12 protein-coding genes (1 of these 12 cut by a window edge) are annotated in these 15,793 nt (G+C 63.2%); 8 read left to right on the top strand and 4 right to left on the bottom strand.

Annotated elements, in window-relative coordinates; all coding sequences use genetic code 11:
- Positions 1 to 104 precede the first annotated feature (104 nt).
- Positions 105 to 620 carry a class I SAM-dependent methyltransferase gene (locus tag AC1Z3V_RS13420; protein ID WP_483499700.1) on the top strand — a complete coding sequence of 172 codons (516 nt, stop codon included), beginning with the start codon at positions 105 to 107 and terminating at the stop codon, positions 618 to 620.
- A 71-nt stretch (positions 621 to 691) separates the two neighbouring features.
- On the opposite strand, the gene AC1Z3V_RS13415 is transcribed toward AC1Z3V_RS13420, so the two are convergent.
- Positions 692 to 2,224, bottom strand: coding sequence for an ABC-F family ATP-binding cassette domain-containing protein (locus tag AC1Z3V_RS13415; protein WP_483499698.1), 1,533 nt, complete (start codon positions 2,222 to 2,224; stop codon positions 692 to 694).
- A 218-nt stretch (positions 2,225 to 2,442) separates the two neighbouring features.
- Positions 2,443 to 2,700 (bottom strand): hypothetical protein, encoded by a 258-nt coding sequence (locus tag AC1Z3V_RS13410; protein ID WP_483499697.1) that lies wholly within the window; start codon positions 2,698 to 2,700, stop codon positions 2,443 to 2,445.
- 168 nt (positions 2,701 to 2,868) lie between these two features.
- Between AC1Z3V_RS13410 and AC1Z3V_RS13405 the strand changes: the two genes are divergently transcribed.
- The 5 genes from AC1Z3V_RS13405 to AC1Z3V_RS13385 all read left to right on the top strand — a co-directional run bounded on the left by AC1Z3V_RS13405 (position 2,869) and on the right by AC1Z3V_RS13385 (position 9,515).
- The gene (locus AC1Z3V_RS13405; protein ID WP_173520585.1) at positions 2,869 to 4,143 is read left to right on the top strand and encodes an aspartate kinase; all 1,275 of its coding nucleotides are present in this window, start codon (positions 2,869 to 2,871) and stop codon (positions 4,141 to 4,143) included.
- 87 nt (positions 4,144 to 4,230) lie between these two features.
- Positions 4,231 to 6,498: a phosphoenolpyruvate--protein phosphotransferase gene (gene ptsP, locus AC1Z3V_RS13400; protein WP_483499695.1), complete on the top strand. Its 2,268-nt coding sequence runs from the start codon at positions 4,231 to 4,233 to the stop codon at positions 6,496 to 6,498.
- A 71-nt stretch (positions 6,499 to 6,569) separates the two neighbouring features.
- Positions 6,570 to 7,652 carry a peptide chain release factor 1 gene (prfA, locus tag AC1Z3V_RS13395; RefSeq protein ID WP_173520587.1) on the top strand — a complete coding sequence of 361 codons (1,083 nt, stop codon included), beginning with the start codon at positions 6,570 to 6,572 and terminating at the stop codon, positions 7,650 to 7,652.
- A gap of 3 nt (positions 7,653 to 7,655) precedes the next feature.
- Positions 7,656 to 8,525 (top strand): peptide chain release factor N(5)-glutamine methyltransferase, encoded by an 870-nt coding sequence (gene prmC, locus AC1Z3V_RS13390; protein ID WP_483499693.1) that lies wholly within the window; start codon positions 7,656 to 7,658, stop codon positions 8,523 to 8,525.
- A gap of 333 nt (positions 8,526 to 8,858) precedes the next feature.
- Positions 8,859 to 9,515 carry a DUF4167 domain-containing protein gene (locus AC1Z3V_RS13385; protein ID WP_483499692.1) on the top strand — a complete coding sequence of 219 codons (657 nt, stop codon included), beginning with the start codon at positions 8,859 to 8,861 and terminating at the stop codon, positions 9,513 to 9,515.
- 194 nt (positions 9,516 to 9,709) lie between these two features.
- Here the strand turns inward: AC1Z3V_RS13385 and AC1Z3V_RS13380 are convergent, their stop codons facing one another.
- Positions 9,710 to 10,294 (bottom strand): TetR/AcrR family transcriptional regulator, encoded by a 585-nt coding sequence (locus tag AC1Z3V_RS13380; protein ID WP_483499690.1) that lies wholly within the window; start codon positions 10,292 to 10,294, stop codon positions 9,710 to 9,712.
- 129 nt (positions 10,295 to 10,423) lie between these two features.
- On the opposite strand from AC1Z3V_RS13380, the gene AC1Z3V_RS13375 reads away from it, so the two are divergent.
- On the top strand, positions 10,424 to 11,446 hold the full coding sequence (locus AC1Z3V_RS13375; RefSeq protein ID WP_483499688.1) for an NAD(P)-dependent oxidoreductase: 1,023 nt from the start codon (positions 10,424 to 10,426) through the stop codon (positions 11,444 to 11,446).
- A gap of 272 nt (positions 11,447 to 11,718) precedes the next feature.
- Positions 11,719 to 14,325: an ATP-dependent chaperone ClpB gene (gene clpB / locus AC1Z3V_RS13370; protein ID WP_483499686.1), complete on the top strand. Its 2,607-nt coding sequence runs from the start codon at positions 11,719 to 11,721 to the stop codon at positions 14,323 to 14,325.
- 267 nt (positions 14,326 to 14,592) lie between these two features.
- Here clpB and AC1Z3V_RS13365 read toward each other — a convergent pair whose 3' ends face one another.
- A protein-coding gene (locus AC1Z3V_RS13365; RefSeq protein WP_483499684.1) for a M23 family metallopeptidase crosses the window boundary here: on the bottom strand, positions 14,593 to 15,793 show its 3' portion. The gene runs 767 nt beyond the window's last position; only the last 1,201 of its 1,968 coding nucleotides appear in the window; its start codon lies off the right edge, out of view — the gene reads right to left on this strand; the stop codon is at positions 14,593 to 14,595.

Raw genomic sequence — 15,793 nt, 5'->3', positions numbered from 1 at the left:
ACTGATCTAATATTACAAGTGGTTTAATTATTGCATCAGATTAGCTCGCGCCGAAGCACGTCACCGTGCTAGTTTCGTCGAATCTGCGATGCAGGGGAATTCAGATGTTGTTGGACAGGATCGGCTGGGCAGTCGCCGTCGTTGCGCCGCAGCCTTCGGATCAGCTTCTCGAAATCGGCTGCGGCCACGGCGTTGCGATGACGAGGGTTTGCGAGCGGCTTGTCGACGGGGAGATTGCGGCCATCGATCGCTCGGCCGCCATGATCGCGGCGGCGGCGCGGCGAAACGATCGATATGTTGCTGCCGGTCGGGCCACTCTGCAGGTCGCTGACCTTGCGTCACTCGATCTGGGCGGTCGCCGTTTCGACAAGGCATTCGCGATGCGCGTCGGCGTGTTCGCGCGGGGCGATCCCACCCGTGAGTTTGCCGCGCTGGTGCGGCTGTTGAAGCCGGAAGGACGGCTCTTTCTCTTCCATGACGAGCCGTCCACTGATGCCGACGAGGTCGTTGCACGGCTCGAAGCCGCCGCCCTTCGTCATCGATGGATCGTCGAGGCGCGGCTGAAGCATGTCTTCGAAGGTGGCCAGGTTGCTTGCGTGATCTCCCGGCCGCCTTCCTAGGATCCGATCGGTGACGCCCGCCCTTCGCGGGCGTCACCGATGCGATGAGTGCGGGCACACTGACGCCGTCGCTACCCGAGCTCGCTCGCCGCGGCGGACGCGAAGAAGTCCTCCGGGTCGTCGACTTCGACAAGGCGGCGCTTCTCGATCAGCCAGAAGCGATTGCCGACATTGCGCACGAAGCTGCGGTCGTGGGACACTAGAAGGCAGCTTGTCTCATGTTTCAGCAACTCGGCCTCGAGCGCTTCCTGGCCCTCGATGTCCAGATGGTTGGTCGGCTCGTCGAGCAGGTAGAAATTCGGCTCCTTCAAGCGGAGGACCAGCATGGCGAGGCGCGCCTTCTGGCCGCCGGAGAGCCGGCCGATCGCCTTCTCCTGCATGTCGATGCCGACGCCGGCACCGACGAGCAGCGTGCGTGCCCTTTGATCGCCGAGCGAAAAGCGGCGGGAGAGCGCGGCAAGCGGCGTCTCGTCGTCGGACAAGCCCGCAAGCGCCTGGTCGCTATAGCCGAGCACGAGCGAGGGCGTCGCCTTCAGAGTCTCGGGCGCGCGGCCGGGTTCCTCAATCGCAGCGCGGATGAGGTTGACGAGCCGCGTCTTGCCGGCGCCGTTTTCGCCGAGCAGGACGATGCGGTCGCCCTGGCAGATCCAGCGCTTGCCGGTGCGGAAGAGCGGGTTTCCGTCCGGCGTTTCGACGGCCACATCGTCCAGCGTCACCAGGATCTTGGCGTGGGTGCCGCGGCTGGCGAGCCGGATCGCGCCGGCGGAACGTTCCTGATGCGCGGGCTTTGCCGCGTCCTCCAGCCGCTCGGCCCGCTGCTTCAACTGCTTCGTCTTCACGGTCAACAGGTCGCTGCCGGAATTGATGCCGATATTGTTGAGCTTGGCAGCCTGGCGGCGAAGCTGCTGCGCCACCTTCATGTCGCGCTGGTAGCGCCGCTCCTCGGAAGCATCGACCTCGTCGAGCGCTGCGCGGGAGCGTGAGTAGGGAAGCGCGAAGATCGGCGACTGCTCGGGCCTGAGGAACAGCGTGCGGTTGGTGGTCGCATCCAGGAAGGCGCGGTCGTGGCTGGCGACCAACACCGGCACGTCGCGCGGCAGGGCGTTCAGCCAGGCTTCGAGCCGGGCGATCTTGGCCAGATCCAGATGGTTGGTCGGCTCGTCCAGTAGCAGCGCATCCGGATCGGTGACCCAGACGCGGGCAAGAAGCGCCAGCCGCTGCCAGCCGCCGCTCAGTTCCGAGACAGAGCGTCGGCGCAGAGCCTCTGGCACATCGAGGGAGTCGAGCACGATGTCGACGCGCCAGCTTTCGTTCTCCGCCTGATCGGCCGTAAGGGCCGAGAGAACGGCATCGTGGAAGGAGAGAGGTAGCAGGGGAGCAGGCACGTTCTGCTCGACGTGGCCGATGGTCAGGCCCCGCGAACGCGTGATCTCGCCGGCGGTCGGGTCGAAGGTGCCGGCGATCGATTTCAAGAGGGTCGACTTTCCGCGGCCGTTCGCGGCGACGATGCCGATGCGATCACCTGCGGCGACGGAGAGATTGAGGTTGGAAAAAAGCGGTGCACTCAGGCTGACGCCGAGGTTGCGGATATTGATCAAGGCCATGGTCGTTCTCTGGACTGCGCGAGCGACGGTGAGGCATCCGTGGGCGGCAAGCTCATGCCGTGGTTGGCGGATGGTCGAGCCCGCGACAGCAAAGCTGCTGCACTCGGGCCGTCACTCGGTAATAGAAGACGATGCAGGCGTTCAAACCGAAACGGTTCCGCACTGCATCACTCTGGGCAGACCAGGGATAGGTTCGCGAGATTGCGAAGTATGTCCGGTCAGCCCTGCAAACGCATCTGCAGGGCTTGGACGGGGCCACGCTGGCGGTGGTGCCGGAAGAATGTAATCACGCGCAGCCCCCCTTTCTCGAATTCGAGTTGCAAGCCACGTTTAGCATCGGCGCCGGTAATTTTCAACGCGGCATTGCAGGCTCCTGCGGCACGGATATTTCCGTCACGCCATTCCTTTGGCAATATTGTTGCGAAACGTACCTGTCCGAGCCGGCGGCGAGGCCCGAATCTGTGTCCGCTTGCCATTGCGTGCGGCCCCCTGATCCGCTAAGAGACGCCGCGACTTTCCGCTCCCCGAAGCGGTGACTGCCGATGTCCGAGAAGTCTCCCAAGCTTTTTGACCGTCGGGCGCCGGCGGGGGCTTTCCTGTCACGCGCGCCTTGCGCGCGCAAAATTGGGTACCGGTAGAGGCACATGGCACGCATCGTGATGAAATTCGGCGGAACCTCCGTCGCTGATTTGGACCGCATCCACAATGTCGCCCGCCATGTGAAACGCGAGGTCGATGCCGGCCATGAAGTCGCCGTCGTCGTTTCCGCCATGTCCGGCAAGACCAACGAACTGGTTGGCTGGGTGCAGAACATGCCGAAGGCCACCGGCGCCAACTCGCCCTTCTACGACGCGCGCGAATACGACGCGATCGTCGCGTCAGGCGAACAGGTGACCTCGGGTCTTCTTGCAATCGCGCTGCAGTCGATGGGCATCAACGCCCGTTCCTGGCAGGGCTGGCAGATCCCGATCCGCACCGACAACGCCCATGGCGCCGCACGCATTCTCGACATCGAGGGTGCCGAAATCATCCGCCGCATGGGCGAGGGCCAGGTGGCCGTCGTTGCCGGCTTCCAGGGCCTTGGGCCGGACAATCGCGTCGCCACGCTCGGCCGCGGTGGCTCCGATACCTCGGCTGTGGCGATCGCCGCTGCCGTCAAGGCCGATCGCTGCGACATCTATACCGACGTCGACGGCGTCTACACGACCGACCCGCGCATCGAGCCGAAGGCGCGGCGGCTGAAGAAAATCGCGTTCGAGGAAATGCTGGAAATGGCATCGCTCGGCGCCAAGGTGCTGCAGGTGCGCTCGGTCGAGCTCGCCATGGTGCACAAGGTCCGCACCTTCGTGCGTTCGTCTTTCGAGGATCCCGATGCGCCGGGCATGGGTGACCTTCTCAATCCGCCCGGTACGCTGATTTGTGATGAGGATGAGATCGTGGAACAGGAAGTCGTAACCGGCATTGCCTATGCCAAGGATGAAGCCCAGATTTCGCTGCGCCGTCTCGCCGACCGGCCGGGCGTCTCCGCCGCGATCTTCGGACCGCTCGCCGAAGCCCACATCAACGTCGACATGATCGTCCAGAACATTTCCGAGGACGGCTCGAAGACCGACATGACCTTCACCGTTCCGTCGGGCGACGTCGACAAGGCGCTGAAGGTGCTCGGCGACAACAAGGAAAAGATCGGCTACGACGTCGTTCAGTCCGAGGCCGGCCTCGTCAAGGTATCGGTCATCGGCATCGGCATGCGCAGCCACGCCGGTGTCGCTGCTTCGGCCTTCCGCGCACTCGCCGAGAAGGGTATCAACATCAAGGCGATCACCACCTCCGAAATCAAGATTTCGATCCTGATCGACGGTCCCTATGCGGAATTGGCGGTTCGCACTTTGCATTCCGCTTACGGTCTCGATAAGAGTTAATCGACAGGCGACTGATTTGGGATTCGCGGCGGTTTACGCCGCGCGTCCGGCTGCCGCCGTCTACTCTATTTCGGGAGACCCTACGCGATGAGAGACCTTTCCGCAGGTCCGCGCGTTCTCCTCAAGCGGTTGCGCGAGCTTATGGCGGAACCGCTGGAGCCGCAGGAGCGCCTTGACCGTATTGTGCGCCAGATCGCGCAGAACATGGTTGCGGAAGTGTGTTCGGTCTACGTCCTGCGTTCCGACGGCGTGCTCGAACTCTACGCGACGGAAGGTCTGAACAAGGCCGCCGTCCACCTGGCGCAGTTGAAGATGGGGCAGGGCCTCGTCGGCACCATTGCCGCCTCGGCGCGGCCGCTCAATCTGTCCGATGCCCAGTCGCATCCGGCCTTTACCTACCTGCCGGAAACCGGCGAAGAGATCTACCACTCCTTCCTCGGCGTGCCGATCCTGCGCACGGGCCGTGCGCTTGGCGTTCTCGTCGTCCAGAACAAGGCGATGCGCAACTATCGCGAGGACGAGGTCGAGGCGCTCGAGACGACCGCCATGGTTCTCGCCGAGATGGTGGCGACCGGCGAGCTCAAGAAGATCACCAAGCCCGGCCTCGAGCTCGATCTCTCGCGCCCCGTCTCGATCGAGGGCAACAGCTACGGCGAAGGCATCGGCCTCGGTTATGTCGTCCTGCACGAACCGAGGATCGTTGTCACCAACCTCCTCAACGAGGATACCGACCAGGAGCTGCAGCGGCTTGCCGAAGCGTTGGGGTCGCTGCGCATCTCGATCGACGACATGCTGTCGCGCCGCGAGGTCTCGATGGAGGGCGAACACCGGGCGGTGCTCGAAACCTACCGCATGTTCGCGCATGACCGGGGCTGGGTGCGCAAGCTCGAAGAGGCGATCCGCAACGGTCTGACGGCGGAAGCTGCGGTCGAGCGCGTCCAGAGCGAAACCAAGGCGCGCATGATCCGCCTGACGGACCCGTATCTGCGCGAGCGCATGCACGATTTCGACGATCTGGCCAACCGTCTGCTGCGCCAGCTTTCCGGCTACGGCGCCAAGCTCTCGGCCAGCGATTTCCCGAACGATGCGGTGATCGTCGCGCGCGCCATGGGCGCTGCGGAGCTGCTCGACTACCCGCGCGAAAACGTCCGCGGCCTGGTGCTCGAAGAGGGCGCCGTCACCAGCCACGTGGTTATCGTTGCCCGTGCCATGGGCATTCCGGTGATCGGACAGGCGACGGGGGCTGTCGCGCTCGCGGAAAACCGCGATGCGATCATCATCGATGGCGACGATGCCAAAGTGCACTTGCGGCCGCTCGCCGACCTGCAGCGCGCCTATGAGGAAAAGGTTCGCTTCCGGGCGCGGCGCCAGGCGCAGTTCCGGGCGCTGAAGGATGTCGAGCCGCTGACCAAGGACGGCAAGCGCATCACGCTGCAGATGAATGCCGGCCTGCTCGTCGACCTGCCGCATCTGAACGAGGCGGGTGCCGAGGGCATTGGCCTGTTCCGCACTGAACTCCAGTTCATGATCGCCTCGACCATGCCGAAGGCGGAAGAGCAGGAAGCGTTTTACCGCAATGTGCTGAAGCAGACGGGCGGCAAGCCTGTGACCTTCCGCACCCTCGACATTGGCGGCGACAAGGTCGTTCCCTATTTCCGCGCGGCGGAAGAGGAAAACCCGGCGCTTGGCTGGCGGGCGATCCGACTGTCGCTGGACCGGCCGGGTCTTCTGCGGACCCAGCTTCGTGCGATGCTCCGCGCTGCGGCCGGTGCCGAGCTCAAGCTGATGTTGCCGATGGTCACCGAGGTTTCCGAGCTCAGGATTGCGCGAGACCTCTTGCAGAAGGAAATCGAGCGGCAGTCGAAGCTTGGCGAACAATTGCCGCGCAAGCTGCAGTTCGGCGCGATGCTGGAGGTGCCGGCGCTGCTGTGGCAGCTCGACGAGCTGATGACCGAAGTGGATTTCGTCTCGGTCGGCTCGAACGACCTCTTCCAGTTCGCGATGGCGGTCGACCGCGGCAACGCCCGCGTATCCGATCGTTTCGACGTGCTCGGACGACCGTTCCTCAGGATCCTGCGCGACATCGTGCGCGCCGGCGACCGGCACGATACGCCGGTGACGCTCTGCGGCGAGATGGCGAGCAAGCCGCTCTCGGCCATGGCGTTGCTGGGCTTAGGCTTCCGCTCGGTGTCGATGTCGCCGACGGCGGTAGGACCGGTCAAGGCGATGCTCCTGGCACTCGACGCGGGCAAGCTTGCTGCCGCGCTGAACGCGGCGCTGGACGACACGCGCGACCAGACGCCCGTTCGCCAGATGCTGGTGGATTTCGCCGCGGAAAACAGCATTCCGGTTTAGATTGAATTGACGCGTCGTGACCCTCGTCCGGACCCCGATCCGGGCGAGGGGAGACGCATTTGGAGTGAGACTTGGCAAAGCTTCCCGTTGAAAAGATGCGCGAACTGGAACGGCGGTTCGGTGAGATCGAGGCCCGCATGTCTGCCGGCCCGGCTGCGGACGTTTATGTCAAACTCGCCTCGGAGTATTCCGAACTGCAGCCGGTCGTGACGAAGATCCGCGCCTATGAGAAAGCAACGGCCGAGCTTGCCGACATCACCGCCATGCTCGCCGACAAGTCGACCGACCGGGAGATGCGTGATCTCGCCGAAATGGAAAAGCCCGAGGTCGAAGCGACGATCGAGACGCTGGAGCAGGAAATCCAGATCCTGCTTCTGCCGAAGGATGCGGCCGACGAGAAGAGTGCGATCCTCGAAATTCGCGCCGGCACCGGCGGATCGGAAGCGGCGCTCTTTGCCGGCGATCTCTTTCGCATGTACGAGCGTTATGCGGCCGCCAAAGGCTGGCGCGTCGAGGTGCTTTCGGCAAGCGACGGTGAAGCCGGCGGTTACAAGGAAATCATTGCGACGGTTTCCGGGCGCGGCGTGTTCTCGCGGCTGAAATTCGAATCCGGCGTGCACCGGGTGCAGCGCGTGCCGGAGACCGAGGCAAGCGGCCGTATTCATACTTCGGCCGCCACTGTCGCTGTGCTGCCTGAGGCCGAAGACATCGATATCGAGATCCGCCCAGAGGATATCCGCATCGACACGATGCGTTCGTCGGGTGCCGGCGGTCAGCACGTCAATACGACGGACTCGGCCGTGCGCATCACCCACCTTCCGACCGGGCTCGTCGTCACCAGTTCGGAAAAGTCGCAGCACCAGAACCGGGCAAAGGCGATGCAGGTCCTGCGTTCGCGCCTCTACGACCTGGAGCGCCAGCGCGCCGATAGCGAACGTTCGGCCGACCGCAAGAGCCAGGTGGGCTCGGGCGACCGCTCCGAGCGCATCCGCACCTACAACTTCCCGCAGGGCCGCCTGACCGACCATCGCATCAACCTGACGCTCTACAAGCTCGACCGGATGATGATGGGTGAGATCGACGAGGTCGTCGATGCGCTGCTCGCCGATTATCAGGCAAGCCAGCTGGCGCAGCTCGGCGAACAGCGAGGCTGAGCCATGGCCGAAACGCTTGCAAGCCTCGTCGCCGAAAGCCGCGATCGCCTGCAGGCGGGCGGCATCGAGCATGCGGCGCTCGACGCCCGGCATCTGATCTCCGGCCTGCTCGACCTGTCGCTGAGCGCGGTCGTATCGCGGGGCAGGGAGCCTGTGTCGGAGGCGGATGCCGCGAAGATCCGGGCGGCCGTGGCGCGGCGACTGGCACGCGAACCGGTCTACCGCATTCTTGGTGAACGCGAATTTTTCGGCCTGCCGCTGAAGCTGTCGAAGGAAACGCTGGAGCCGCGTCCGGATACCGAGACGCTCGTCGACCGGATGATCCCCTACCTGTGCGAGGTGGTGGCGCGAAAGGGGAGTTGCGCCCTTCTTGATCTCGGCACCGGTACCGGAGCGATTTGTATCGCGCTGCTGTCGCAGGTTCTTGAAGCAAGGGGCACGGCTACCGATATATCGCAGGACGCACTGGCAACGGCGACGGCGAATGCAGCCGCTCTCGGTCTTGCCGATCGATTCCGGCCGCTTCTCAGCAACTGGTACGAAAAGGTGGACGGACGCTACGACGTGATCGTCTCAAATCCGCCGTATATCCGGTCCAGTGTCGTTCATGAGCTTGAGCCGGAGGTGAGACTTCACGACCCGGCCGCAGCGCTTGATGGCGGAGTAGACGGGCTTGATGCCTATCGCGCCATCGCTTCTCAGGCTGGTCATCATCTTGAGACAAATGGCGTGATAGGCTTGGAAATCGGTTTCGACCAGAAAGAGGCGGTGACGGCGCTTTTTAACGCCGAAGATTTCCGTCTGCGTGAAGAGGCGAAGGATCTTGGTGGTAATGACCGCGTCCTGATCTTCGAACGCGACATCAACCGTTGAAAAAATGCTGCACTGACGCATCTTCTTTCTTGCACAGGCAAAGAAAGGGCTTGGAATCCCAGAGGAAGCGGGCTAGTTTGCCCGCGCACTGGGCAGAAGGTCATGGACCTAAGATTCGTTCCGGTATGACCTGGCCACGGGGATTGCTCTCAAGAAAGAGTTGCTAGGGTTCAACAAGTGCCTTGTGCAGGTACCTGTTAATTTGACGTCAGTCGGCGCCGAAGCCGCCGTTGTGCGAGCGCAGCGGTGCGTGTTCTGTCGGGCGTGAACGGATCCGGCCGGAAGACGAAACCACATGATCATCATTATCAAGAGAATTCGGGTGAATGTACTATGAGGCCAGGACAGCAAAACAAGCGCGGCCGCGGGCGGAATAACAACAATAACAACAATGGAAACAACAACAATCACAACCGCAAGGGCTCGAACCCGCTGACGCGGACCTACGACAGCTCCGGCCCGGACGTGAAGATTCGCGGTACCGCCCAGCACATCGCCGAGAAGTACGCAGCGCTTGCGCGCGATGCCCAGAGTTCCGGCGACCGGGTGATAGCAGAAAACTACCTGCAGCACGCCGAACACTACAACCGCATCATTGCTGCCGCACAGGCGCAGATGCAGGACCGGTTCCAGCGCGAGGACCGTCAGGATTTCCGCGGCCACGATGCATCCGAGCAGGACCAGGACGATCTGGATCAGGTCTATGTCGACGACATGCCGGCCCCGGTTGCCGTGCCTGCAGCAGCACCTGCCGCCGAGCCGCAGCCCGTCGTTATCGATGGTACGGGTCCGCAGCCGGTAATCGAAGGCACGCCGGCGGAAGTGGCTATGGAAGAGGAAGCCCCGGCCGCCTCCGGCCGCGCCGCGTCGCGCCGCCGCAATACGCCGCGTCCACGCCGTCCGCGCCGCAGCGCGCAGGAAGGTGCTGCCGACGAGGCCCAGCCTTCGGGCGACGCCTCGGAAGCGCCGGTGCTTGCCGCTTCCGAGTAAGCGGCGGCCTGACAACGACATTGCCCGTTCAGGGGCATGCCAAAAACCCGGCTTCGCATGGCCGGGTTTTTCTTTGCCTACAGCGCCGCGCGTCTTATCAGACGCGCAAAGGTCGCTGTAGCACTTTGATTTGCTGCAAGTCTTCGTCCTTCAATCGAGGTCGATTCAAGGAGACATGCGGTAGCCGTTGGCGATCAATGGTCGACGCTGTCGACGATCAATGCCGCAAGATTGGCACGCGCGGCTGTTTCGTTCGTCCGGCCTCGGATCAGTTCGCGGCCGATCGCCTCCGCAGCTCCCGCGATACCGGTGCAACGCAGACGCAAATCGCCGGCGGAGATCTTCGCGAAGGGGGCGAGTGCCGCCTCGATCATGGCGACGTAGTCGTCGGCCTGTTGCTGCTGCGTCGCGATCATGTCCGCGTTGCCGCGCAGCGCTCCGGAAATCGCCTGCCATTCCTCACCACTGTCGACGGCGCAGTCGATGTAAACCGAACTGATGATGTCGGCGACCGCACCGAGCTGTTTCGGCGCCCCGGCGAGCGCGGCCTGCAGCTTGGTCGCGTGGCGATCTTCGATTTCCTGGGACAGCGCGATCAGCAATCCTTCGCGCGTACCGAAATGTTCATAGGCGATCGGCTTGCTGACGCCGGCACGCTCGGCGAGGTGGCCGAGCGTCAGGGCATCGGCTCCGCATTCGCGCAGGATCGCCTTGGCGGTCTCGATCAATTGGGCACGCCGTTCGGGTTTGGCGAGCTTTCGACTTTTCGTCGGGGCCATCGATCGCAATCCTCCTTTCGCGTCGCCACGTCTCTTGAAAGCGGTGTTCGGCAACTTATCTACTAATGGTAACTTACTAAAAGTAAGTTCGATAACCAATCGGGCACTTTTCGTTTAGGAGATAGGAAGATGTCGAGCAAGTTTCTGCCTGTTTTGATGATCGGCGGTTCAGGGGTTGTCGGATCGCAGGCCGCGAAAATCATCCGTCGGCTACAGCCCACGTTGCCGCTCGCCGTCGGCGGCCGCGATCTCGGCAAGGCAGAGGCCGTCGCGCGGGAGGCGGGAAACGCCGTCGGCGTCAGCGTCGATCTGGAGCGGCCGGATCTCGGCCTTGGCGACGAGCTGCGCTTCAGCGCCGTCGTCATCTTCCTGAAGGACGAGAAGCTGAGCTCCATGCGCTACGCCCAGCACCACGGGATCCCCTATATCAGCCTGTCCAGCGGCACGTTCGAGGTGGGGCCGGAGATGGCGCAATATATCCACGCGCCGGACAAGGCGCCGATCCTGCTCGCCAGCCATTGGCTCGCCGGGGCCGCGGTCTTCCCGATCCTCGAATTTGCGAAAGCCTATGCGGCGATCGACAGGATCCGCATCGGGGTCCTGCTCGACGAACAGGACATGGGCGGCCCGGCTGCGCTCGCCGACTACAACCGCATTACCGGCTTTGCGCCGGCGGCTTTGACGGTCTGGGATGGCAGGTTCCACTGGGTTGGCGGCGAGGATTCCAAGGCACGCTATGTCAGCGTCGACGGCGTCGAACTCGATGCGCTTGCCTATTCGCCCTTCGACGTCATGGCGCTTGCGGCCCGGACGAATGCCGCCAACATCAGGCTGGACCTTGCCTATAGCGAATCCGCGAGCAGGCGTCGCGGCGAACCGTTTTCGACCGAGATCGTCATCGAGATGGCGGGGCGGGGCAGGGACGGCCAGCCACTCGATCATCGCCATGAGATCGTGCAGCCGGAGGGCCAGGCGCCGTTGACCGCCCTCGGCATTGCGCTCGCCGTGGAACGCATGCTCGGCCTTGAGGGGGGTGACGCGCCGGCTCCCGGTCTCTACCTCCCGGAGGTTCTGATCGGCCCCGCCTACTATGTGCGGCGCATGAAGGAGTTCGGCGCGTCATTTACCGAACGGTCGATGATCGCGGCTTAACGAAGCCCGCGGAGGTTCTCGCCTCCTCGACGGCAAATGCGACCGCGGGGCAAACCGTCAGGCGGCCGCATTTTTCGGTTGCAGATTTCCGTCGAGGGACCATGGGCGGCTCTTTAATTTCCAAAATCGGTGCCCCATATTCGCTTCGGATGCGTTGATCCGGCGCAAGGCGGGGATCGCTCCACACTGACAGGCTTGCCGAATGCGGGAGCTTGATCCTGAAACACCGACGGGTGCCACGAGACGGGCCTGCCGGGCTATGGAGGTAAAGTATGAACATTGAAAAATATTCCGAGCGCGTGCGCGGTTTTCTGCAGTCGGCGCAGACCTATGCGCTGGCGCAAGGACATCAGCAGTTCACGCCCGAGCATGTACTGAAAGTGCTGCTCGACGACGATCAGGGCATGGCCGCCTCGCTGATCGAGCGCGCCGGGGGCGACGCCCGCGAAGCGCGTGCCGGCAATGATGCGGCACTTGCCAAGCTCCCCAAAGTTTCCGGCGGCAATGGCTCCGTTTACCTGTCGCAGCCGCTCGCCCGAGTTTTCTCGAGTGCCGAAGAGGCCGCGAAGAAGGCCGGCGACAGCTTCGTCACCGTCGAACGGCTGCTGCTGGCGCTTGCGATCGAAAGCTCGGCGGCGACCTCTGGCATTCTTGCCAAGGCCGGGGTCACCCCGACCAAGCTCAATCAGGTGATCAACGACATCCGCAAGGGCCGCACTGCCGATAGCGCCAATGCCGAGCAGGGGTTCGACAGCCTCAAGAAATACGCGCGCGACCTGACGGCAGACGCGCGTGAAGGCAAGCTTGACCCCGTCATCGGCCGTGACGACGAAATTCGTCGCACCATCCAGGTGCTGTCGCGCCGCACCAAGAACAATCCTGTGCTGATCGGTGAGCCCGGCGTCGGCAAGACTGCGATCGCCGAGGGGCTGGCGCTCCGCATCGTCAATGGCGACGTGCCGGAAAGCCTCAAGGACAAGCGGCTGATGGCGCTCGACATGGGCGCGCTGATTGCCGGTGCGAAATTTCGCGGCGAGTTCGAGGAGCGATTGAAGGCTGTTCTCAACGAGGTGCAGTCCGAAAACGGCGAGATCATCCTGTTCATCGACGAGATGCATACGCTGGTCGGTGCCGGTAAGGCGGACGGGGCGATGGATGCCTCCAACCTCTTGAAGCCGGCGCTTGCGCGCGGCGAACTGCATTGCGTCGGCGCCACCACGCTCGACGAATACCGCAAGCACGTGGAGAAGGATGCGGCACTTGCCCGCCGGTTCCAGCCTGTCATGATCGAGGAGCCGACGGTCGAGGACACGATCTCGATCCTGCGCGGCCTGAAGGAGAAATACGAGCAGCACCACAAGGTCCGGATCTCGGATTCGGCGCTGGTCGCTGCCGCAACGCTTTCCAACCGCTACATCACCGACCGGTTCCTGCCGGACAAGGCGATCGACCTGATGGACGAGGCGGCGTCACGCCTGCGCATGCAGGTGGACTCCAAGCCGGAAGAACTCGACGAGCTCGACCGGCGCGTCATTCAGCTGAAGATCGAGCGCGAAGCCCTGAAGAAGGAAACCGATGCGTCGTCGAAGGATCGGCTGGAGAAGCTCGAGCTCGACCTCGCTTCGCTCGAAGAGCAGGCATCGGCGCTGACGGCTCGCTGGCAGGCGGAGAAGCAGAAGCTCGGTCGCGCCGCTGACCTGAAGAAGCAGCTCGACGAAGCCCGCAACGAACTGGCGATCGTCCAGCGCAAGGGCGAGTTCCAGCGTGCTGGCGAACTGACCTACGGTGTCATTCCGAAGCTAGAGAAGGAGCTTGCCGATGCCGAAAGCCAGGAAAACGCCAATGCCAATCCGATGGTGCAGGAGGTCGTGACCCCCGACAACATCGCGCATGTGGTCTCGCGCTGGACCGGTATTCCGGTCGACAAGATGCTGGAAGGCGAACGCGACAAGCTGCTCAGGATGGAAGACGAGCTGGCGAAGTGGGTCGTCGGCCAGGGTGACGCCGTGCAGGCGGTCTCCCGCGCCGTCCGGCGTTCGCGCGCCGGGCTTCAGGATCCGAACCGGCCGATCGGCTCGTTCATCTTCCTTGGCCCGACCGGCGTCGGTAAAACGGAGCTCACCAAGGCGCTTGCCCGCTTCCTCTTCGACGATGAAACCGCGCTGATGCGTATCGACATGTCGGAATACATGGAGAAGCACTCCGTGGCCCGCCTGATCGGCGCACCTCCCGGCTATGTTGGCTACGAGGAAGGCGGGGCTCTGACCGAGTCCGTTCGCCGCCGGCCTTACCAGGTCGTGCTGTTCGACGAGATCGAGAAGGCGCATCCGGATGTCTTCAACGTGCTCCTGCAGGTGCTTGACGACGGCCGCCTGACCGATGGTCAGGGTCGCACGGTCGACTTCAAGAACACGATGATCATCATGACCTCGAACCTCGGGGCCGAATACCTGACCGGTCTCGGCGAGAACGAGGACAGCGATGTGGTTCGCGACCAGGTGATGGAGGTGGTGAAAGCCGCCTTCCGTCCGGAATTCCTGAACCGCGTGGACGAGATCATCCTGTTCCACCGGCTGCGCCGCTCGGAAATGGGTGCGATCGTCGATATCCAGCTCGAAAGGCTGCGCAAGCTGCTTGCCGAGCGCAAGATCACGCTGGAACTCGAGGACGATGCCCGCGCGTTCCTGGCCGACAAGGGCTACGATCCGGCCTATGGCGCACGTCCGCTGAAGCGGGCGATCCAGAAATACGTGCAGGATCCGCTCGCCGAGAAGATACTGCAGGGCGAGTTCCCGGATGGTTCGACCGTGAAGGTGCTCGCCGGCTCCGATCGCCTCAACTTCAAGCGCGGAGCGACGGCGGACAAGGAAGCCGCCTGACAAGACATCAAAGGCAGGGCCGTCCTTCGGGGCGGCCTTTTCATTTGCGCAGACTTTTGAAGAGGGGAGGGGCGCCTACGGCGCCGCGCGTCTTATCAGACGCGCAAAGGTCGCTGTAGCACTTTGATTTGCTGCATGTTTTTGTCCTTTAATCGGCTACGATTAAAGGAAACATGCAGTAGAGCATGTCGTCCAAAAGTGTGCAGCGGTCGTGCGATATCAAAAACCTAAAGCGCAAGGAGCGAATCTGAGAGATCGCGACCCGCTTTAGTTGCTTGCGACTTCGGCGCCGGCGCCGTCCTTGTTTAGCAACTCGTCGATGCGATCGCGTTCCTTCTCGAACTTCGCCAGCGCGTCGCCGGAAAGCGACTTGCCGCCGGGAAGACGGATGCGCAGCGGATCGACCTTGTTGCCGTTGACGATCAACTCGTAATGCAGGTGCGGACCGGTCGAAAGACCCGTCGTGCCGACCCAGCCGATGACCTGGCCCTGGACGACCTTGCTGCCCACCTTGACGTTCTTGGCGATCGCGCTCTGGTGGTTGTAGGAGGATACGTAGCCGTTGGCGTGGCGGATCAGCGTCTGGTTGCCATAGCCGCCCGAATCCCAGCCGGCCTTTTCCACCACACCGCTACCGGCGGCGATGATCGGCGTGCCGCGCGGAGCGGCCCAGTCGACGCCGGTATGCATGCGCGAGAAGCCGAGGATCGGATGGCGGCGCATGCCGAAGCCGGAGCGGAAATGGCCGTTCGGCACGGGATTGCGCAGCAGGAACTGGCGGATACTTTTGCCTTCGCTGTCGAAGTAGTCGATCGAATTGTCTTCCGGGTCCTGGAACCGATAGAAAGCCGTGACTGCATCGCCGAACTTGGCGCGGACATAGAGAAGCTCGGAGTCTTCCGTCGCCATGCCGCGTTCGTCGGTCACGGAGAAGAAGGCTTCAAGCGAGTCCGTCGGTTTCAGCTGCGCCTGGAAATCGACGTTGCTGGCGAGCAGCTTGACGACGAGGCCGACCATATCGGCGCTCATGCCATAGGAAAGGGCGGCGCGGTAGATGCCGTCATAGACCCGCGGCAAATCGTAGCCGCTTGTCATGACAGGCGCGCCGTTGTCATCGAAGGCGGTGGCGACCGCGTCGAGTTTCGGCGGTTCAGCACCCGGAACGAAGCGCCCCTTGTCGTCGACCGCCATCGTCAGCACATGGCGATTGCGCGAATAGATGGTGGCGCGCACGATGCGGGCCTCTTCGCCCTTCTGCGCTTCGCCGTTCTGAATGATGCCGATGCGCAGAACATCGCCTTCGCTGAGTTCCGTCGCCCCGAGCGCGTCGCCGATATAGCCGGCGGCGTCTTCGGCCTGTGCCTTGGCATAGCCGGCATTGACCATGACCGTTGCAATATCGGTCTGGCGCCTGACCGGAATGATGTCGTCGGCGTATTCGGTGCTTTCCTCGTCGATGGTCTCGTAG

It is taken from the genome of Ensifer sp. 38_S197 (assembly GCF_056924495.1).
Note: the sequence above shows the minus strand (reverse complement) of the source record. Positions and strands in the feature narration are given on the sequence as shown.

Excerpts from the sequence above, each read along its gene's own strand:
- AC1Z3V_RS13385 (WP_483499692.1), top strand. The coding sequence starts at position 8,859 with ATGAGGCCAGGACAGCAAAACAAGCGCGGCCGCGGGCGGAATAACAAC.
- AC1Z3V_RS13405 (WP_173520585.1), top strand. The coding sequence starts at position 2,869 with ATGGCACGCATCGTGATGAAATTCGGCGGAACCTCCGTCGCTGATTTG.
- AC1Z3V_RS13375 (WP_483499688.1), top strand. The coding sequence starts at position 10,424 with ATGTCGAGCAAGTTTCTGCCTGTTTTGATGATCGGCGGTTCAGGGGTT.
- clpB (WP_483499686.1), top strand. The coding sequence starts at position 11,719 with ATGAACATTGAAAAATATTCCGAGCGCGTGCGCGGTTTTCTGCAGTCG.
- prmC (WP_483499693.1), top strand. The coding sequence starts at position 7,656 with ATGGCCGAAACGCTTGCAAGCCTCGTCGCCGAAAGCCGCGATCGCCTG.
- AC1Z3V_RS13380 (WP_483499690.1), bottom strand. The coding sequence starts at position 10,294 with ATGGCCCCGACGAAAAGTCGAAAGCTCGCCAAACCCGAACGGCGTGCC.
- AC1Z3V_RS13410 (WP_483499697.1), bottom strand. The coding sequence starts at position 2,700 with ATGGCAAGCGGACACAGATTCGGGCCTCGCCGCCGGCTCGGACAGGTA.
- ptsP (WP_483499695.1), top strand. The coding sequence starts at position 4,231 with ATGAGAGACCTTTCCGCAGGTCCGCGCGTTCTCCTCAAGCGGTTGCGC.
- AC1Z3V_RS13415 (WP_483499698.1), bottom strand. The coding sequence starts at position 2,224 with ATGGCCTTGATCAATATCCGCAACCTCGGCGTCAGCCTGAGTGCACCG.
- AC1Z3V_RS13420 (WP_483499700.1), top strand. The coding sequence starts at position 105 with ATGTTGTTGGACAGGATCGGCTGGGCAGTCGCCGTCGTTGCGCCGCAG.